We start from the raw sequence: 21,893 nt of genomic DNA on the forward strand, positions 1-21,893 counted from the left end.
TATAAAATCCCCCTTTTATTTACTTTTTTGTGATATGATGATAAATACAAGTTAAAATTTTGGCAAGTTGTCTTTTTAAAAGCTTCTTGTCTTTTTTTATTAGTTCTGTTTCATCTTAAAACTTAACCTTTTTATTTTGTTACATATTAAATAACTGTGTTTTTATGTTCCAACTTTCACCACCCTTACTTTTAAAGTCGTAAAGTGTATTAATTTTTATTAAAACTTTGCTAAAGCAAAGTATTCTTAACTTTCCACTTTCAATTCTCAACTGTTCCAAATTATTCTTCTAATCTTTCATTATCTTTTTTCTTCTCCTCTTTTTCTTTCTTTATAGTTTTTACTAGCTCACTTCCAATTAAAACTGCTACTGGAATCAGAATAATCATTACAAATCCCTTAGGTGTTCTAATAAACTGAGCAATACTTCCTCCTTTAGATATGAAATATACGTTCTTTCCTATAAGCTGCTGTGAAGTAACCAATTTAGCATCTTCAACATTATTGGCATCTCCCTTTGTCTTAAACTGTATCTGCCCATCTTTATTTATTACTTCAACAACTCTATGAGTTACTAATGTACTTGCATTCAATCTGTAGGTTATTATATCTCCTTCTTTTATTTCCTCTGGATTTATATCTTTAGCTATTACTACATCACCTGGCTGTATTTGTGGCTTCATACTACCAGTCAATACAGTTAACCCTTTATATCCAAAAAGTGAAGGTATTTTTCCTGGATGCCTCTTTGCCTGTATTAGTGAAAAAAACGTTCCAATAACACACAGGATAAGCAGAATAAATATTATATTCCCTACCCATTTTAGTATTTTTTTAACTATTTTCATTCGCTCTTCCCTCCTATTTTCTAAAGATTTATCAGTTTTATGTAAAATAAAAAACCGCCTTCTACTAATCTTATTAGTAGGGGGCGGTTGCACCACTAACTCCATATGTCCTAGGTGCCCAAATACAGAACATATATCATAGTTTCCCTTATAATTATTTTATTGTTACTTTTACATTTAAAATCTATGCTTAACCTCAATAATGTATTACTAAAATTTTATATTTTTATAAATATTTCGAATCAGCAAATTATCCTTCGCTATCAACTCTTTTCGATACACTCTCAAGCTTACCTTGTATAATCAACCTATGTGTAGCCACTCTAATAGGAGTACATGTTATCAAAGTAATCATTTTGTCTTTTCCATTTCCCTCTAATACTCCAACTTCCTCTGGCTTTACTATAAATTTCTTAAATACTTTATACTTGTATTCTTTATCCATTGAAAAAACTATAAGCTCGTCTCCTACTTCAACTTCATCTAATCTATTAAAATGTCTTCCATAGCTATAGCATCTATGCCCTGCAATAGCATAATTACCAACTTCACCAAGCTTTCCTGTGTTTTTCATATGACAAACAGTAGTTCTAAGATTCTCTTTAGTTTCTCCCTCTAAAATTGGCATATAAAGATTTATTTTATCTATCTTTAAAATAGTAGCATCTTCATATATTTTTTGTATTTTTTTATTTTCTTCATTTTTAAGAAGGTTATCATCACTAATTTCATTTTCTAAAGTACCTATATTTCTTAAGCTTTGCTCATATTCTTTCAGAACTTTCTTTTCCTTATATGTACTATAACCATCTCTTATCTTGGGATACATCATAACAATAATTCCCAAAACAATTAAACCAACAGCAAATATTTTTTTCATATTGCTAACTCCTTCTAAAATTCACTTTGTTCTGTTAAACTATTAACATCGCATAATTGCATTTGTTTTCTATTAAATTCTTTTACCAAAATAATTATAACAAAACTTCATTGAAAAAAATGTATTTTATTGGAATTATTTTCCTTTTTCGTAATGCATTTTTATTTATTGTTTTACATTTCATTACTAATATCAAGTTTTTATTTTCATTTATGTTAATTATTTACATCATCGTTTTTCTTTTATATTTCCCTTATTGGTACACAAAAAACTTAAACATAGATATTCTCTCTATTTAAGCTTTGTTATTAAAACTTATATATAATACTTTATTATTAATCTTTAACTCGATTTAACGTTGAAAAAGGAATTTTAATAAAGAATTCGAAGGAGCAAACTCCCTCGAATTCATACTAAACCTTATTCGTTCTCATCCGCTTTAGTATTTTTTCTAATTTTCAAGCCTAGTAATACTATAAAGGCTCCTGTAATATAATTTATAAGCGGACTCTGTCCACCTGTTTTAGGTAGAACAGGTAGTTCTTTTTTAGCTTGGTGTTCAGCTGTTTCCTTTACAACATCATTAGGTGTTCCCTCTGGAACTTTATCACTTGGAACTACTATTTCTTTATCTTCTTCTATAGATTTAACTACTACAGTTCTTACTACTTCATCAGCTTTATTTCCAGCCTTATCACTTACCTTATAAGTTATAACATAAGTTCCTTCTTTGTCTGTATTTACTTTTTCATCTTTTCCATTAATGCTTATTTCAATTTTATCTGTTATATCTCCATCCACATCATCTACAGCTGTTACTCCTAATTCTTCATATTTTTCTCCTAAATTAAGATTTATTTCCGAATCCCCATTTAATGTAATAACAGGTTTTTTCTTATCTGGAGTACCTTCTGGAATTTCTGGTTCTGCTGGAATTATTACTTCATCTTCTACTACTACAGTTCTTTTTACTTCATCTGCTTTATTTCCTGCTGAATCTTTTACATTATAGGTTATATTATAATTTCCTGCTTTGTTTGTATCGACTTTATCTCCACCAATTTCAATCTTATTTGTTATATCTCCATCTTTATTGTCTTCTGCAGTTGCTCCTGCATCTTTATAATCTGCTCCAAATTCTAAAATTACTTTTGAATCTCCTATTAATGTAATTACTGGGTTAGTAGTATCTGAATTATTGGATGAATGATGTGATTTATGAGATGTTCCATTTGATTCATACGGTGCTACTATTACATTTACTTTTGCTTTTAATTCAGTTTCTTTTACATATTGTAATTTTGATAAATCTAACTTTCCTGCAAATTCATATTTTTTAGCTATTTTACCATCGTATTGAGGCGTTGAATTATCCCATGTTACTGGAATTTCTGGTTTTGAACCATCACTTAATGTTATTTGAACATTTTCTGGCAATCCTATTTTATCTTCTGATGTTCCATATGGTACAGGTATATCTTTTATAATATTTACATTTTTAACAAAGTTAACTACTTTTACTGTTCTTATAACTTCGTCTGCTGAGTTGTTGGCTTTATCTTTTACATTATATTTTAGAGTATATTCTCCACTTTCACTTGTATCCACTGTTCCAGTTACTTCAATTGAATTTGTAATATCTCCATCTTTATTATCTAATGCTGTTACATTACTTCTAACATCATATTGTCCACTACCAACTTCTAATTCTACTATTTCTGTTCCTTGTTCTAACGTTATTACTGGTGGAGTTTCATCTGGATTTGAAGGTGTAGGTGGAATGTATGGTGGGATATATGGTTCTGAATCTACTATTACTTTTATTGTTGCAACTTTTTCAGTATTTTTCACTCCTTTTGGAGGTGATAAAGTTCCTTCAAATTCATATTCGCCCGCTTTATTTCCATCATATTTTTTTTGTCCTTCTCGCCACTCTACTTCAACATCTATTCCTTCATTATTAGGGACATTTCCAATCATTAAAGCACACTTAACTGTTGCAGGAAATTCGATATTCTCTAATTTTGTTCCATATTTAACCTTAATATCTTCACTTGTACCTACTTCTGATATTTCAGCTTCTGGGCCTGCTTCTGCAATTGAAGTTATTTTTTCTCCATCCGGACATTTGAGAGTCCAAACTAAATTCTTTTTATAAAATGTTGTTGTAAATGCCGTGTCATAGGTTCCCTTTTCAAATACATTAAGTGGTTTTTTGTTCCCTTTAATTATAAATTTTGCACCCTTCTTATTAAATTTACTATTATTTTTATTAACTATAATTTGTTTTGCAGTATTATTTTTGTATCCCCAAACCGCTGTATAAGTTCCATCAAGATTATTAGTAACCTTGTTAAAAATATCAAACTTACTAAATGTTACATTTACTGGATTTGATGGATTACTTTCTATTCCATTTACTGTTTGCGTTACATAGTAATCATTTCCAGCTGATACATTTTTAAATTTATATTCCGTTTGATTTTCTTTCCATGTATATGGCTCTCCAATATGAATTTTTTCTTCATCTGATAATCGTCTATATAAGTTTAAAGTTGCTCCTTCTGTAGCTCCTGTTACAGTTACTGTACCAAGTCCATTTGTACTTCCTGTTACACTTACCCGTTCTGGTTTTACAGTAACCTCACATATTGAACTATATTCCTTACCATCAACTTCAATAATTGCTGTTATATTTACCTTTCCTGGTGATACTGCTGATACTTTTCCATTTTCCACTGTTGCTATTTTTTCATCGCTTGTTTTCCATATTACACTTGCTTCTTGAGGTTTTTTATCTGCTGTTAACGTTGAAATATTTCCTACTATTAACTCTAATATATTCTCATTTAAATTTATTTCTGGCTTTACTACATCTTTAGGTTTTATAGTTATTTCAATAGTACTAGTGTCTGTATCTTCTATAATCTTCCAACCAAAAATATTGCTTTTACACACAGCTGTAACTGTAGCTGTTATACGCAATTTATGGTCCTCACTATTATCATAATCTTCTTGTTTAACTGTATATTTTACTGGGAAATCAACAATATCTCCTGGTCCAAAAGGTCCATATCCAAAAGATTCATCCTTAATTTGAGTTTCTATCCCATTAGAAAACTCTATTTTCATTGTTTCATAATGTACTCCAAACCAATGGTCTATTCCCCAACTTCCACTATTATCAGTATTCTTCACTCTAAAATTCAACTGAATTGTCTCATCTATTCTTGCCTCTAACTGTTTATGCTCATCATCAGGATTTATAAATTTAATATCGCCAGCACAAATATCGTCTTTTCGTGGTTTTACAGTTACCTCACAGGTATCAGTCTTGTTTCCATCTTTTGTAGTTACCGTTATTATAGCTTTTCCTGGATTTAGTGATGTAACCAAGCCATTCTCTACTGTTGCTACCTTTTCATTATCTGATGACCATGTTACGTTTTTGTTTGTAGCATTCTTCGGTTCTACCTGAGCATATAATTTTTTATTTTTATTTGTAAGTAATTCAAAACTTTCTTTCTCAAACCAACCAGCATGATCTTCTGTAATAGTAACTCCTGTTACTGGTTTTGCTTTAACCTCAATTTTATAACTTACTGATTTATAATCATATTCACGATGAATTATCCCACTAATCCTTTTACGATACGTCACTGTTATAGTAGTAGTTCCCACACCATTTGCAACTATTTTTCTTTTAAATGGCTTCTCTTTTATACTAGCTATACTTGAATCACCTTGCCAGTTGTCAAATTTATATCCATCAACTTTATATGGAACTTCTTCTTCATCTCCTACTTCTAGATTTATCGTTTTCTCTTCAATTTCTTCTGCATTATTTTCTACTCTTTCTAGTTGTAATAATTCGGTCTTTGTGACCTCTTCTATTGGTGTTTCTGCTGGTGATTGCCCTTCCACTGCAGTCTCTTCTGAACCATCCTCTACTGAATTTATTTCTTCCGCCGGAACCATTACATCTGATTTTTTCTCTTCTGTAGTTGTTTCATTCATTTTTTCTTCTGACTCTGTCTCCTCACTTATTCCCTCTTCTCCTTCAGCTGAAATTTGTTCATCTTCATCATCTTTCTCTATAGAAGTTTGTTTATTTTCTTCTTGTTCTGTATCTATTTCATCAACTTCTCCCTCTATTAAATCTCCTTCTTCTAATTTCTCACTTGATGTAATTTGTTCTTCATCTTCACCATTCTCTGTAGAAATTTGTTTATTTTCTTCTTGTTCTGTATCTATTTCATCAACTTCTCCCTCTATTAAATCTCCTTCTTCTAATTTCTCACTTGATGTAATTTGTTCTTCATCTTCACCATTCTCTTTAGAAGTTTGTTTATTTTCTTCTTGTTCTGTATCTATTTCATCAACTTCTCCCTCTATTAAATTTCCTTCTTCTAATTTCTCACTTGATGTAATTTGTTCTTCATCTTCACCATTCTCTGTAGAAGTTTGTTTATTTTCTTCTTGTTCTGTATCTATTTCATCAACTTCTCCCTCTATTAAATCTCCTTCTTCTAATTTCTCACTTGATATAATTTGCTCTTCAGTTGTATTCCCAACCTGAACATCCTGCTGTTGTTCTATCACTTCATCATTCTCAACAGCATAAGCTCTAGTACTCATTCCTCCTGTACTAATCATAAATGTCATCATAAACACTAAGACAAGTGCAATTCGAGAAAATTTAATTTTTTTCATATTTCTCTCCTTTCTTTAATAAAACTATTGTCCTGTTAAAGAAAGGTCGGTTGCACTATTGACTCCATATACCCAAAGTGCCCATATAAGTGATATACTTCATTGTCCCCTTTCATTATAAAATTTGATTTTCAGTTATCCTCCTCTACTATTAATTTTAAATATACAAAAATATCACCATACATAAGTGAATTTTGTAATCTAGTAAACCTTTTAATATTCAATATATTTTTATATATTAAAGAAGTGTACAACTAGAGAATTTATTAAAATATATGCTTTATATATGCTAAATATTGCATATATTATCCAACTAATATCAAATTTTTACGAGTTACAAGAATTAAAAAGTAAATCATTAAAATAAACAAAGCCTAAAGACAGAGATTATCTATCTTTAGGCTTTGCTATTAAAACTTATATACAATACTTTATTATTAATCTTTAACTAAGTTTAACGGTAAAAGATCGGATTTTTGATATAGAAAAAGAAGTTTAATATAGATATAAAAATAGGCATGTGAGATTGCTTTTGTGGTATATATGTATTAGTAAAAGATTCTTTGCTAATACATATATACCTCTATAAAACAATCTCACATGCCGGTAATTTATATACTTTATTCTATTATCCTCTTAAAAACGAGTCTCCCATCAAATATTCATCTACGCTTTTAGCAATCATTCTTCCATCATGAATACATTTTACAACTAGAGATTGTCCTGTTCTCATATCTCCTGCTGAGAAGATTCCTTCTACGCTTGTCATTCCATTTTCAGAAGTATAAACATTTCCTCTTTCATCAAGCTTTAATCCAAGCTCTCCTATCATTCCCTCATGCTTTGGATGTAAGAATCCCATAGCTAAAAATACTAATTCTGCTTCTACTTCGAACTCACTATTTGGAACTTCCTGCATACTCATTCTTCCATTTTCATTTTTAGTCCACTCAACTTTAGCACCTAAAAGCTTTTTAACTTTTCCATCTTCTCCTACAAAAGCTTTAGTTATAACATTCCAATCTCTTTCACAGCCTTCTTCGTGAGAAGTAGTAGTTTTAAGTATCTTAGGGTAAGTCGGCCAAGGCATAGTGTCATCTCTTTCTTCTTTAGGCTTTGGCATTATTTCAAATTGATATACTTTTTTAGCACCTTGTCTTACTGCAGTACCAACACAGTCAGAACCAGTATCTCCTCCACCTATAACTATAACATTTTTGCCCTTTGCGTTTATCTCTTCTTCATCAAATTTCTCATTTGAAACTCTTTTATTTTGCTGAGATAAATAGTCCATTGCAAAGTGTACTCCCTTAAGCTCTCTACCTTCTGCCTTTAAGTCTCTTGGAACACTTGAACCTCCTGTTAAAATAACTGCATCAAAATCATCAAGAAGTTCTTTAGCTTCGATATCTACTCCAACTTCAACTCCTGTTTTAAATGTTATTCCTTCTTCTTCCATAATAGCTTCACGTCTATCAATTACACTCTTTTCTAACTTAAAATCAGGAATACCATATCTCAAAAGTCCACCTATTTTTTCACTCTTTTCAAAAACTGTAACTTCATGTCCTACAGAATTAAGTTCTGCCGCTGCTGCAAGACCAGAAGGTCCTGATCCTACAACCGCAACTTTCTTTCCTGTTCTTACTTTAGGTGGATTAGCTTTTACCCATCCTTCTGCAAAAGCCTTTTCTATAATAGTAAACTCAATTTCTCTGACAGAAACAGCCTTTCTATTTATACCAAGTGCACATGCAGCCTCACAAAGAGCTGGACAAACTCTTCCTGTAAATTCTGGGAAATTATTAGTTAAAGTAAGTCTTTTATACGCTTTTTCTAATTGTCCCTTATAAAGCATGTCATTCCAATCTGGAGCAACATTTCCTAGTGGGCACCCCCAATTACAAAAAGGTGTTCCACAGTCCATACATCTTGATGCCTGTTCCTTCATTTCCTCTTCTTCTAATGGTATATATACCTCTTTATAATCTTTTATTCTCTCTTCAATAGAACGCTTATTGAAATTTTTTCTTTCAATTTCCTTAAATCCAGTTAGTTTTCCCATACCTACACCCCCTCGCTATTAAGATACCTTTTCACTTTTATTTGTTTTTTCTAAGATAGCCTTATATGCTGTCGAAATAATCTTTTTAAATTTATTCTTGTAGGTATCCCAATTTGCTAAGATATCTTTAGCTTTTGCACTGTCTGTATATTTGTAATGATCGTTTATAAGATTATAAACCGTGTCTTCATCTTTACTGCTTAACTCTTCTATTTCAAGCATTGCTTCAGTACATTTACTATCAAAGTCATTAGCTTCATCAAGAATATAAGCTATACCGCCGCTCATACCTGCACCAAAGTTTCTTCCAGTTTTCCCTATAACAACTACAGTTCCACCTGTCATATATTCACAGCAGTGATCTCCAACTCCTTCAACAACAGCTTCTGCTCCACTGTTTCTTACAGCGAAACGTTCTCCAACCATTCCGTTAACATAAAGCTGTCCAGAAGTTGCACCATAAAGGATAGTATTACCTGCTATGAAATTTTCTTCAGCCTTAAAGCTGCTTTCTTTAGGAGTCTTAACAATTATCTTAGCTCCTGATAATCCTTTACCAATATAGTCGTTAGCATCTCCTTCAAGTACAAGAGTAAGACCTTTTGCTCCAAAAGCACCAAAGCTTTGACCTGCAGAGCCTTTAAAATCAAATACTATAGTATCATCTTCAAGACCCTTTTCTCCATATGCTTTAGCAATTTCACCACTAAGCATTGTTCCTACAGTTCTATCTATATTTTTTATTTCAAAGCTTCCACGAACTTGTTTCTTGCTTTCAAGGGCTGGAGCTGCTATTTGTATTAGATGGTGATCCATTGCTTCGTCAATACCGTGGTCTTGTGCTATCACACAGTATGGTTTTATTCTCTTTGGCATATCTGGTTTATATAAGATATTAGATAAATCAAGTCCACTTGCTTTAAAATGACTTAAAGCTTTTTCTGCTTCTATCTTATCTACTCTACCTATCATTTCATTCATTGTTCTAAAGCCAAACTGTGCCATATATTCTCTCACTTCTTGAGCTATAAAAGTAAAGAAGTTTATTAGGTATTCTGGTTTTCCTTTAAAGCATTTTCTAAGTTCTGGATCTTGAGTTGCAATACCCATATCACAAGTGTTGCAGTGACATTTACGAAGTAGGGTACATCCTAAAATTACTAAAGCAGTTGTTGCAAATCCAAACTCTTCAGCTCCAAGTAAAGCTGCAATTACAACATCTCTACCAGTTTTAAGTTGACCATCTGTTTGAAGTCTAACTCTACTTCTTAAATTATTTAACATAAGCACTTGATGAGTTTCAGAAACTCCAATTTCCCATGGTACTCCTGCATGTCTTATTGATGATAATGGTGCTGCACCAGTTCCTCCATCATGTCCACTTATTAATATTACATCAGCATGAGCCTTAGCAACTCCTGCTGCAACAGTTCCAACTCCAACTTCTGATACAAGTTTTACACTTATTCTGCTGCTTGAATTTACTGTTTTTAAATCATAGATTAATTGTGCCAGATCTTCTATTGAATAAATATCATGATGTGGTGGTGGTGAAATCAAATCTATACCTGGTGTTGAATGTCTTATTTTCGCTATATAGTCATTTACTTTTTTACCTGGAAGATGTCCACCTTCACCTGGTTTTGCTCCTTGAGCTACTTTAATTTGAAGCTCATCTGCATTAACAAGATAATTAGTTGTAACACCAAATCTACCTGAAGCTACCTGTTTTATGGCACTTCTCTTACTATCTCCTTTGCTGTCAACTCTATATCTTATTTTGTCTTCTCCACCTTCACCAGAGTTACTTTTTCCTCCAAGTCTATTCATAGCTATAGCAATAGTTTCATGAGCCTCTCTGCTTATTGAACCTAATGACATAGCTCCTGTACAGAATCTCTTTACAATTTCAGATACAGGCTCTACTTCTTCTATAGGTATTGAATTTCCCTTTTTCAAGTTAAATAATCCTCTAATAGTACATAAATTCTTACTTTGGTTATTTATAAGCTCTGCGTACTCTTTGTAAACTTTATAATCATTTGCTCTTGAAGCTAACTGAAGTTTGTATATACTCTCTGGATTAAACAAGTGGAATTCTCCATCTTTTCTCCAAGAATATAATCCTCCAACTTCAAGCTCTGATACAGGCTTTCTAAGTCTATTAAATGCTTGGTTATGTCTCATTAAAACTTCCTGTGCTATAGTCTCTACTCCAATTCCACCTATTCTTGAAGGTGTTCCTTCGAAGTATTTATTTATAAATTCTTCATTCAAACCAAGTGCTTCAAAAATTTGCGCTCCTTGATAACTTTGAATTGTACATATTCCCATCTTAGATAGAATTTTTAATAGCCCTTTACATATTGAATTTATATAATTATCAACAGCTTCTTTAGGACTATTTTCAATTTCCTTCTCCTCAGCCATATTTTCTATGCTTTCATATGCAAGATACGGATTAACTGCACTTGCACCATATCCCATAAGAAGTGCAAAGTGTGTAGTCTCTCTTGCTTCTCCAGACTCAACAATTATTGATACCTTTGTTCTGCTCTTTTCTTTTATTAAGTAATGATGAACAGCAGATACTGCAAGAAGACTTGGTATTGCAGCTTCGTAACCATCTACCTTTTTATCACTTAAAATTAAAACATTATATCCTTCTGAAACACGATGTGAAGCTCTCTCACATATTAATTTTAAAGCTTCCTTAAATCCATCAATTCCACTATCCGATTTAAAAGTTATAGGTATTGTTGTAGCTTTAAAATCTTTAGTTCTAAGACCTTTAATTTTTGCCATTTCATCATTAGATAAAACAGGTCTTTCAATCACAACAAATGGATGCTCTGAAAGTTCTTTATTTAAAAGATTTTTTTGAGGTCCTATATAGTTCATAAGAGACATAACAACACCTTCTCTTATTGGGTCTATAGGTGGATTGGTAACCTGTGCAAAAAGCTGTCTAAAGTATGAAAATAAAAGCTGAGGTTTGTTTGATAAAACGGCAAGTGGAGTATCATTTCCCATTGAACCTATAGGTTCCTTGCCATTTTCAGCCATATGTTTCAATATAACTTCTATATCTTCCATAGAATATCCAAAAGCTTGCTGCTTCTCTTTTAAAGCTTCAGGATTTATTTTTGTCTTTTCTGCTTCCCCTTCAAAATTATCCAAAGTAAGTTTATTTTTATCAACTACTTTTTTATAAGGTTTGCTTGTACAAAGTTCTTTTATCACTTCTTCATTTTCAAATATTTTTTTGTTTTTAGTATCAACTAGTAACATTTTCCCTGGCTCTAGTCTACCTTTTTTAACTATTTCCTCTGGACTGAATTGAACAACTCCTAACTCTGATGCCATTACAATAAGTCCACTTTTTGTAATTACATATTTAGCAGGTCTTAATCCATTTCTATCAAGAGTCGCTCCTATCTTTTCTCCATCTGTGAAGAATACAGCCGCAGGACCATCCCAAGGTTCAATAAGTGAACCATGATATTCATAGAATGCTCTCTCATCCTTTGACATGAATTCATTACCCTTACAAGCTTCTGGAATAAGCATTCTCATAGCATGTACAGCACTTCTTCCATCCATTGTTAGAAGTTCAAAAACATTATCTAAGGATGCTGAGTCACTTCCATTAGGCGTAATTATAGGGAACAGCTTTGATATATCTTCTCCAAATACTTCTGATTGCAGCACACCTTCTCTGGCATTCATCCAGTTTCTATTTCCTCTTACAGTATTTATTTCTCCATTATGAGCTAAATATCTAAAAGGTTGAGCTAAATCCCAAGTAGGGAAAGTATTTGTACTAAAACGTTGATGAACAAGAGCCATAGCACTTTTAAAGTTTATATCATTTAAATCAAGATAGAATCCATTTATCTGATCTGCTAAAAGTAATCCTTTATATACTATAGTTTTACTAGAAAGACTGCAGATATAAAAATATTCATTATTTCTTTTAACTAATTTTCTAACTTCACTTTCAGTTCTTTTTCTAATAATATATAATTTTCTTTCAAACTCTTCTTGAGTACAATTACACTTTTCTATAAAAAGCTGTCTAATTGTAGGTTCTGTTCCTTTTGCAGTTTCACCTATGCATCTATTATCTGTAGGTACATCTCTCCATCCTAAAACCTTTTGTCCTTCTTCTTCAACCGCTCTCTCAAATATACCTTCGCATTGATATCTTAATGCTGTTTCTTTAGGTAAAAAAGTCATACCTACTGCATAATTTCCAAACTTCGGAAGTTCAATTCCTAAATTATCACAGCTTATTTTAAAGAATTCATCTGGTATTTGAAGCATTATTCCCGCTCCATCACCTGTTTTAGGATCTGAACCAACAGCTCCTCTATGAGTTAAATTAACCAAAATTTGCAATGCCTTCTTTACAAGCCCATGAGTTTTCTCACCTTTAACATTAGCTACAAATCCAACACCACAATTATCTTTTTCAAATTGGGGATCGTAAAGCCCTTGTTTCATAGGCAAACCCGTATTATTTTCCATATATTTACCCCCTTGTTGTATTCTCTTTATATTCGACATTATTTTTCCCTTTAAGCAGTTTTAATTAATATTATATATGGATTTATGCAATTTTTCAATAACTTCATTGCATTTTTCTTTATATTTAACCTGTTTTAAATAATAATTTTTAAAATTTATTGTATTTATGAATTTTTGGGTTTTCTTTCTTGCTTTATATATCTTGTTTTTATATGCTATAAATTTAGATAAATATAAAAATAGAACATAGACACTGCTATTCTGTCTATGCTCTATTTTTTATTAAATCCCAAAACCCTATAAACTAAAAAAAGAGCCCGCCTATTTTCATTTCATCGTATAACTCATGAGCCATTACTTGAAATTGCTGATAACTCTCAGGTGCCTTTCTTACAAAACCAACCATCTCATTATTTTTATCAAAAATTTCTATTAAACCTTTAGTATCATTAGCTTTAAATAGGAAGTCTCCTATTCTTGTTTCATAGACATTCCTATGAACAAACATAAAATCACTCCTATATTATTAATGTTTTATTTTAACTACATCTTCTGTATTAATCAATTCTCTAACATATACTCCCTTAATTTCTTGTGTATCTAAAGTTCTAATTTGTGCTGTTTCCGTGTCATTGTCAAGTCTTTCAATCCATACGGGATGCCCTTCATACAATATCTTGACATTTTCCCTATTAGTTATAATTTCATGAAGTCTTTTCATATTCATAACCGCTACCTCCTTATTAACTATTCTTTATAAAGTTTTTCTAAAATTGTATCAAAATATGTATGAATTTTTTTATTTTTTTCATATATGGTGTATTAAAAGTTAAAAACTGTCAATACTCTAGATGAATACTTAATAAGAAAGGGGTTTAAAACTATGAATTCAAAATTAAAAAAATCATTAATAATTATTTCTTCAGGTATAGTTTTATTTTTAGGAGTATTTTTCATGACAAGAAGTATAAGTAATTTGATAGATAAGCCTAGTGATGAAAATGTTATTACTATGAATGAAAAATCTTTGAAACCTGATAGTAATAAAAATACTAAAGATAATTCATCAACAAACAAACAAGAAAAGAGTAATACTACTAATGTAGAAAAGGATGATTCTCAAAACACTTCTAACTCTAATGAAACTGCAGAAAACAATACAGAATATGTAGTAAGAGCTGGAGATACATTATCAACTATCGCACATAAATTAATGCCTTGGTCTTCAGAAAATACTGCTATCAAAACACTTATAGAAATGAACAATATAAAAAATTCAGAAATTCTACCTGTAGGTGTTCATTTACTTATTCCTAAAAATCCTATAGATACAGCTAACTGTGTTAAACATACTGTACTTAAAGGTGAAACATTATATCATATAGCTTCAAAATATTTTCCTTCTATGGATGCTAATAAGGCAGCAGATATAATTATGAAGAAAAATAATATTTCAGATGCTAAATTACTTACTGAAAATAGAGTTATATATATTCCTGAAGATGAAGTTAAATCAACAAATGCCAAAGTCACTGCACCTCAAAACTAAATTTGTTTTATAGAAAGAGTGTATAAAAAATTATACACTCTTTTCTCATATCTCAACTCTCCACTATCAACTGTTACTTTATATTAACTCTCCTTGCATTCCATATTCCACTAGCATATTGTGAAATAGTATTATCACTAGAGAAAATGCCTGAATGAGCAATATTAGTTATACACATTTCCTCCCATTTAGTTTTATTTCTATATAGTTTATCTATTTTTTCCTGTGCTTTAATATAAGAATCAAAATCTTTAAAAATAAAATATTCATCATTACGTTCTATTAAATGATTATATATATTTTTAAATTCAGCACTTGGAACTCCAAAATGTCCATTTACTATTTGATTTACTATTGTATGAAGTCTAGAATCTTTATCATATAGTTCTCTAGACGAATAACCTCCGTTTTTCTCATAGTTCATAACTTCTTTTGCAGTCATACCAAAGGTTACAATGTTTTCATCTCCAACAGCATCTCTTATTTCTATATTTGCACCATCCAAAGTGGCAATAGTTACTGCTCCATTCATCATAAACTTCATATTTCCTGTACCTGAAGCTTCTTTTGAAGCAGTTGATATTTGCTCACTAATATCTGCACAAGGAATTATTTTTTCAGCTAAAGATACTCTATAGTTTTCAAGGAAAATAACTTTTATCTTATCATTTATTCTCCTATCATTATTGATTTTATTTCCAACAGTATTTATTAACTTTATTATTTCCTTAGCTAAATAATAACTTGGAGATGCTTTTGCTGCAAAAATAAATGTTCTTGGTGTAATATCCAAATTAGGATTTTGTTTTAGTTGATCATATAAATGCACAATATTAAACAAATTAAGAATTTGTCTTTTATATGCATGAAGTCTTTTTACTTGAACATCATAAATTGAATCTGGATCAATAACTATGCCATATTTATTTTTAACTTGTTCTGCAAATTTAACTTTATTATCTCTTTTAATTTCATATATTTTATCTTGAAAAGAAGAATATTTTGCATACTTTAACAAGTCTATAAAACTTTTAGGTTGTGTAATCCATTTATCTCCTATAGTTTTAGTAATAAGCTTAGCAAGTTCTGGATTAGCTTGAAGAAGCCACCTTCTGTGAGTTATTCCATTTGTTTTATTATTAAACTTTTCTGGATATAATTCATAGAAGTCTGAAAGCTCTCTTCTTTTTAATATTTCAGTATGGAGTTTTGCAACTCCATTTATTGAATGTCCTCCCACAATTGCAAGATTAGCCATTCTTATTTTTCCATTATTAATTATAGCCATGTTATTTACTTTTGCCCAATTGTTAGGGTACTTAGCAAATAATTTATCTGTAAATCTTCTATTTATTTCTTCAATTATCATAAAAATTCTAGGCAATAAATTTTTTAGTATACTTATAGGCCATTTTTCAAGTGCTTCTGCCATTATTGTATGATTGGTGTAAGATATAGTTTTAGTTGTTATATTCCACGCTTCATCCCACTCAAGTCCTTTTTCATCAATTAGTATTCTCATAAGTTCAGGAACTGCAAGGGATGGATGGGTATCATTAATATGAATAGCTACATATTTGTATAAATCATTTATAGGATTTCTTGTCTTCATATAACTTCTTAATATGCTTTGAATACCTGCACTTACAAAAAAGTACTGTTGTTTTAATCTTAAAATTTTTCCTTCAAGCTGAGAATCATCTGGATATAAAACTTGCGAAATAGATTCTACAGAAGATTTATATTCTACAGCTTTTGAATAATTACCATGTTTGAAAAATGAAAAATCTAATTCTTTATCACTCTCTACTGTTTCAGCACTCCATAATCTTAAAGTATTTACAGTTTTATTATTATGTCCAATTATAGGAGTATCATAAGGAACAGCTAAAACCTGATCATAGTCCTCATGTTTAAAATTTAATTTTCCTTCTTCAAAAATAGGAGTTACTCTTCCACCAAATTTAACTACTATAGCCTTATCATCTTTTCTAGTTTCCCATATATTTCCTTCTCTTAGCCAGTTATCAGGAATTTCAACTTGATATCCATCTACAATCTTTTGTTCAAACAACCCATACTTATACCTTATTCCACATCCATGACCTGGAATTCCTAGAGATGCCATAGAATCTAAAAAACATGCTGCTAATCTTCCTAGTCCTCCATTTCCCAATCCAGCATCCATCTCTGCTTCTTCTAGTTCACTAAGACTAATTCCAAGCTCTTTTAGAGCCTCTTCACATTCTTTTTCTATACCAAGATTTAATAAATTACTCCTAAGAAGCTTTCCTATTAAAAATTCCATAGAAAAATAATAAACTTGCTTTTTACCACTTTGTCTGTACTGCTTATTTGTTTTTAACCAGTTTTCAGCACAATATTCTTTTATTAAGCTTCCAAAAGCTAAATATTTATGAAGTGTTGAAGCCCCCTCAATATCCTCTGAAAACATGTGAATAAGCTTCCTTCTAAAATCTTTTTTTATAGTTTCGCTATTCAAATTCATGCTTCTCACTCCTAAATTAATTACTTCTACATTATTTTGTTATACATATTGATGTATTCATATGCAGATCTACCCCAACTATTGTCCTCTTTCATGCCTCTTCTAACTAGTGTATCCCATACTGGCTTATTCCAATAAAAACCTATAGCTCTTTTTATTGTATAAAGCATATCGTGAGCATTGAAGCTTTTAAAAGTAAAGCCATTTCCTGCCCCATTAAGTTCATTATAAGAATGAACAGTATCATTAAGTCCACCTGTTTCTCTAACAATTGGAATACTTCCATATCTTAAAGCTATAAGCTGTCCTATACCACAAGGTTCAAACCTAGATGGCATCAAGAACATATCTGAGCTAGCATATATTTTTTGAGCAAGAGATGCATCAAAATATATGTTTGCTGACATTTTATCTGGATATTTCCATGCAAAAAATTTAAACATGTCTTCATACTTTTGTGCCCCTGTTCCTAAAACTACAAACTGTATATTCTCTCTAAGTATTTCTTCAATAACTCGGTGAACCAAATCTAACCCTTTTTGTTCTTCAAGTCTTGTAACCATTCCTATAATAGGTATATCTTTATTGACAGGTAAACCCAGCATTCTCTGCAGTTCTTCCTTATTTTTAGCTTTGTTTTCTAAATTATCTTCACAATAATTAAAAAATAAATTAGGATCTATTTGTGGATTATTAATTTCTGTATCAAGTCCATTCAATATTCCATATAATTCATTGCTTCTACATTGTAATAATCCATGAAGTCCTTCTCCAAAGTATTCTGTTTTTATCTCCTGTGCATAAGTTGGGCTAACTGTGGACACAGCATCTGCAAACTTAATTCCTCCCTTCATAAAAGAAATACCATCATAATACTTTAGTTTATCTTCAGTATAAAAATCCATACTTAAGTTTAACAATTCACTCAAAATTTGTGGTCCATAAACTCCTTGATATTTTAAATTGTGTATTGTAAAAACAGTTTTTATATTTTTATATTGCCATCTCCATCTAAAGTGTTCATTAAATAATGGAATACACATAGCACTTTGCCAGTCATTGCAGTGAAGTATATCTGGTACAAAATCCCACATATGACTTATGGATTCTAAAACTGCCTTTGAAAAGAATGTAAATCTTTCTCCATCATCATAATCTCCATAGGCAGTTCCTCTTTCAAAGTAACGTTTATTATCTACAAAATAAAAAGGAATTCCATCATGGTCTAATCTAAAAAGTCCGCAGTATTGATTTCTCCAACCTACTGGAACTTCGAAATCACATATTTTTTCCATTCTTTCAACATATTTATTATCAATTAAACTGTATTTAGGTAAAATTACTCTTACATCAATTCCTAGTTTTCTAAGTGCCTTTGGGAGTGCATAAGCTACATCTCCTAGCCCTCCTGTTTTAATGAATGGATACGCTTCTGAAGCGACAAATAATACTTTCATTAACATCCCCCTCTACTTATAATATATTATGTTATATTTTCAATATTATTAATTATATTACATTTTTTACCTTTTATCATTATATCATATTATATTCATAATTAATAAAAAATTCAAGTAACATATACAAAAATAAAAATGAACAGTGAATTTCTTCTCAGTTCATTTTTATTTAAAACATTCCTTTATTTAATTTTAGACTGTGTTTATATTTCTTCTATTTTTATAGGTCTTCCTTCTTTATAAGACTTAGTAGCCGCAAGTCCTATAAGCACTGGTTTTAATCCATCTATGCCTGTAACTGGAGGCTCTGTATTATTTTCTACAGCATCAAAGAAATCTCTCATTTCTGATATAAATGAATCCTTATATCTTTCCAAGAAGAAGTATTTAGGTTTTTCTGAGAAAACACCTTCTTCTGTACTTAAAACTGCTGAACTATCACTATCGTTAGAAACTGTTATGCCTCCTTTAGAGCCAAATACTTCAACTCTTTGATCATATCCATAAGCAGCTCTTCTACTATTGTCAATAACACCTATTGCTCCATTTTTGAATTTTAAAGTTATTATAGCAGTATCTATATCTCCAGCTTCTCCTATCTTTGGATCTACAAGAACTGCAGCATTTGTATATACTTCTTCAACTTCACTTCCTGAAAGATATCTAACCATATCAAAATCATGTATAGTCATATCAAGAAGCATTCCACCAGATACCTTTACATATTCAATTGGTGGTGCTTCTGGGTCTCTTGATGTAACTTTAATGATATGAGGATCTCCTATTTTACCTTCTTTAACTAAATCACAAACCTTCTTAAAATTGTGGTCAAAACGTCTGTTAAATCCAACTTGTAATTTAACACCTGCTTTTTTAACAGCTTCTAAAGCTTCATTAATTTTTTCTACATTATAATCAATTGGTTTTTCACAGAAAATATTTTTTCCTGCATTAGCAGCTTCTATTGTAATTTGTGCGTGAGTATTAGTTGAAGAACAAATTAATACTGTGTTGATTTCTGGGTCATTTAATATTTGTTTGTAATCTTCATAAACATTTTCTATACCAAGGCTGTGTGCCCAATCTTTAACTTTATCAGCATATATATCTGAAACAGCTTTAACTTCTACATTTCTAAAATTATTTACTATATTTTCGGTATGAAGCTTTCCTATTCTTCCTGTACCAATAACTCCAACTATAATTTTTTTATCCATTTTCAATTCCCCCTACTTTTAATATTTAAAATATATAGTTCTAAACCCTTAAAAGTTATTTTTAAATTTATAAACCTGTATTTTCTCTAATATAATTTCTTGCTTTCATTGCATATTCTAAAGGATTTGCCTTTGCTGGATCTTGTTCTGCTTCTACTACAAACCATCCTTCATAATTATTTTCTTCTAGTATGTTAAATAAAGGTTTGAAATCAATCATTCCATCTCCTGGTACTGTAAACACCCCATCTTTAACGCCTTGTAAGAAGCTCATTTTTCCCTCTTTAACTTTTTGTAATACATCTTTTCTTATATCTTTTAAATGAACATGTTTAATTCTGTTCACATATTTTTTCAAAACAGCTTCTGCATCTTCTCCTGAGAATGTTAAATGTCCGCTGTCAAATAATAGATATACTAAGTTAGGATCAGTCATTTCCATAAGCTTATCTATTTCTGCTGTAGTCTGTACTCCTGTACCCATATGATGATGATAAACTATTTTCATATCCTTTTCCGCTGCTAATCTTCCTAATTCTTCTAATCCTCTAGCTAACTTTTCCCATTCTTCGTCAGTAAATATAGGTTTCTTATCAAAAATAGGAGTGTCCATTTGTCCTTGAATACTGTTTCCTTGTTCTGATATAACTACAACTTCTGCTCCCATTTCATGTAGAAAATCTCTATGTTTTATAAATGCATCAACTGTTTCCTGTAATGGTTCAGTTGTTAAAAGTGAACTAAACCATGCACTAGCAATTTTTATATTTCTTAATTCTAAAGCTCTCTTTAAAACATTTGTATCTCTTGGATATTTATTTCCAACTTCACTGCCTGTAAACCCTGCAAGAGCCATTTCGCTTACACATTGTTCAAAAGTATTTTCTGCTCCTAATTCTGGCATATCGTCATTAGTCCAAGCTATTGGTGCTATTCCTAAATTTACTTTATTTGAATCAAACATTTTTATATCCCCCTCTTAATTAGTAACCAAATACCAATAACCAGTTATTAATATAATTTTTTATGATTAACATCTATTTTCTAATACTTGACACATAAAATCTCCTACTTCTGATGTAGTAGCCTTTCCTCCTAAATCAGGAGTTAACCTTTCCTTATCCTTTAATATTTCTTTAATACCTTCCATAGCCATATCGCTTAATTCTTTTTCTTCAAGGAAGTCTAACATCATTTGAACTGTCCAAATCATTGCTATAGGATTTGCTAAACCTTTTCCTGCTATATCTGGTGCTGAACCATGTACTGGTTCAAACATAGATGGATATTCTCTTTCAGGATTTATATTAGCTCCTGCAGCAAAACCAAGACCACCTTGTAACACTGAACCTAAGTCTGTTAAAATATCTCCAAAAAGATTTGAAGCTACAAATACATCAAAGGTTTCAGGTCTTTGAAGCATAAACATAGATGTTGCATCCACATGATATGATTCTGTTTTTATTTCTGGATATTCTTCAGAAGTTTCTTTAAAAATTTTGTCCCAGAAAACCATACTGTAATTTAATGCATTTGATTTAGTAACACTAGTAACTTTATTTAGCTTATTTCTCTTCTTAGCAAACTCAAAGGCAAACTTCATAACTTTCTCAGTATTTTTTCTAGTGAATACTGATGTTTGAATGGCTATTTCATCTTCTTTTCCTTCATTAAGTATTCCACCTACTCCAGAATATTCACCTTCTTTGTTCTCACGAACAAATACCATATCTATATCATCACTATCTTTATTTTTCAAAGGACATTCTACATTAGGTAATAATTTTATAGGTCTTAAATTAATATATTGATTAAATCCTTGACGAATTTTTAAAAGTAAGTCTCTAAGAGATATATGATCTGGAACTCCTGGGTATCCTACAGCTCCAAGAAGTATAGCATCATATTGCTTTAACTTCTCTAAACCATCCTCATCCATCATTTTTCCATGCTTTAAGTAATATTCACATCCCCAATCATAGTTATCAAACTTAAATTCAACTTCACCACTTAAGCTTGATAGTTTATTGAGAACTTTAATTCCCTCGTCCATTACTTCTTTTCCAATTCCATCCCCTGGTATAACTGCAATTTTATATTCACGCATTTTTCCTTACACCTC

14 protein-coding genes and 2 riboswitches are annotated in these 21,893 nt (G+C 30.9%); of the genes, 1 reads left to right on the plus strand and 13 read right to left on the minus strand.

Annotated elements, in window-relative coordinates:
* Positions 1-139: 139 nt before the first annotated feature.
* The 8 genes from OXH55_RS12075 to OXH55_RS12110 form a co-directional block, all read right to left on the minus strand.
* On the minus strand, positions 140-280 hold the full coding sequence (locus tag OXH55_RS12075) for a hypothetical protein (RefSeq protein ID WP_268050233.1): 141 nt from the start codon (positions 278-280) through the stop codon (positions 140-142).
* Between the two features lies 1 nt (position 281).
* On the minus strand, positions 282-848 hold the full coding sequence (locus OXH55_RS12080; protein WP_268050234.1) for a signal peptidase I: 567 nt from the start codon (positions 846-848) through the stop codon (positions 282-284).
* Between the two features lie 72 nt (positions 849-920).
* A riboswitch (cyclic di-GMP riboswitch) is annotated at positions 921-1,004 on the minus strand.
* Positions 1,005-1,098: 94 nt separating this feature from the next.
* Complete coding sequence (locus tag OXH55_RS12085) at positions 1,099-1,728, minus strand: class D sortase (RefSeq protein ID WP_268050235.1); 630 nt, start codon at positions 1,726-1,728, stop codon at positions 1,099-1,101.
* 420 nt (positions 1,729-2,148) lie between these two features.
* Positions 2,149-6,441, minus strand: a complete 4,293-nt coding sequence (locus tag OXH55_RS12090; protein ID WP_268050236.1) for an immunoglobulin-like domain-containing protein — start codon at positions 6,439-6,441, stop codon at positions 2,149-2,151.
* A 35-nt stretch (positions 6,442-6,476) separates the two neighbouring features.
* Positions 6,477-6,560, minus strand: a riboswitch (cyclic di-GMP riboswitch).
* A gap of 509 nt (positions 6,561-7,069) precedes the next feature.
* Positions 7,070-8,506, minus strand: coding sequence for a glutamate synthase subunit beta (locus tag OXH55_RS12095; RefSeq protein WP_268050237.1), 1,437 nt, complete (start codon positions 8,504-8,506; stop codon positions 7,070-7,072).
* A gap of 18 nt (positions 8,507-8,524) precedes the next feature.
* On the minus strand, positions 8,525-13,036 hold the full coding sequence (gene gltB / locus OXH55_RS12100) for a glutamate synthase large subunit (protein ID WP_268050238.1): 4,512 nt from the start codon (positions 13,034-13,036) through the stop codon (positions 8,525-8,527).
* A 304-nt stretch (positions 13,037-13,340) separates the two neighbouring features.
* Positions 13,341-13,544, minus strand: coding sequence for a hypothetical protein (locus tag OXH55_RS12105; RefSeq protein WP_268050239.1), 204 nt, complete (start codon positions 13,542-13,544; stop codon positions 13,341-13,343).
* 18 nt (positions 13,545-13,562) lie between these two features.
* Entirely contained in the window at positions 13,563-13,763 is a 201-nt protein-coding gene (locus tag OXH55_RS12110) for an H-type small acid-soluble spore protein (protein WP_268050240.1), read from the minus strand.
* Between the two features lie 156 nt (positions 13,764-13,919).
* Between OXH55_RS12110 and OXH55_RS12115 the strand changes: the two genes are divergently transcribed.
* Positions 13,920-14,585, plus strand: coding sequence for a LysM peptidoglycan-binding domain-containing protein (locus OXH55_RS12115; RefSeq protein ID WP_268050241.1), 666 nt, complete (start codon positions 13,920-13,922; stop codon positions 14,583-14,585).
* A 73-nt stretch (positions 14,586-14,658) separates the two neighbouring features.
* Here OXH55_RS12115 and OXH55_RS12120 read toward each other — a convergent pair whose 3' ends face one another.
* The 5 genes from OXH55_RS12120 to OXH55_RS12140 all read right to left on the minus strand — a co-directional run bounded on the left by OXH55_RS12120 (position 14,659) and on the right by OXH55_RS12140 (position 21,878).
* On the minus strand, positions 14,659-17,094 hold the full coding sequence (locus OXH55_RS12120; protein WP_268050242.1) for a glycogen/starch/alpha-glucan phosphorylase: 2,436 nt from the start codon (positions 17,092-17,094) through the stop codon (positions 14,659-14,661).
* Positions 17,095-17,120: 26 nt separating this feature from the next.
* A complete protein-coding gene (glgA, locus tag OXH55_RS12125; RefSeq protein WP_268050243.1) occupies positions 17,121-18,551 on the minus strand; it encodes a glycogen synthase GlgA in 1,431 nt (476 codons plus the stop codon).
* Positions 18,552-18,757: 206 nt separating this feature from the next.
* Positions 18,758-19,771, minus strand: a complete 1,014-nt coding sequence (gene iolG / locus OXH55_RS12130) for an inositol 2-dehydrogenase (protein WP_268050244.1) — start codon at positions 19,769-19,771, stop codon at positions 18,758-18,760.
* Between the two features lie 67 nt (positions 19,772-19,838).
* A complete protein-coding gene (iolE, locus tag OXH55_RS12135; protein ID WP_268050245.1) occupies positions 19,839-20,735 on the minus strand; it encodes a myo-inosose-2 dehydratase in 897 nt (298 codons plus the stop codon).
* A 66-nt stretch (positions 20,736-20,801) separates the two neighbouring features.
* Positions 20,802-21,878: a tartrate dehydrogenase gene (locus tag OXH55_RS12140; RefSeq protein WP_268050246.1), complete on the minus strand. Its 1,077-nt coding sequence runs from the start codon at positions 21,876-21,878 to the stop codon at positions 20,802-20,804.
* Positions 21,879-21,893: the final 15 nt, after the last annotated feature.

The sequence above is a fragment of the Clostridium ganghwense genome (assembly GCF_026735165.1).
GTDB lineage: Bacteria > Bacillota > Clostridia > Clostridiales > Clostridiaceae > Clostridium_H > Clostridium_H ganghwense.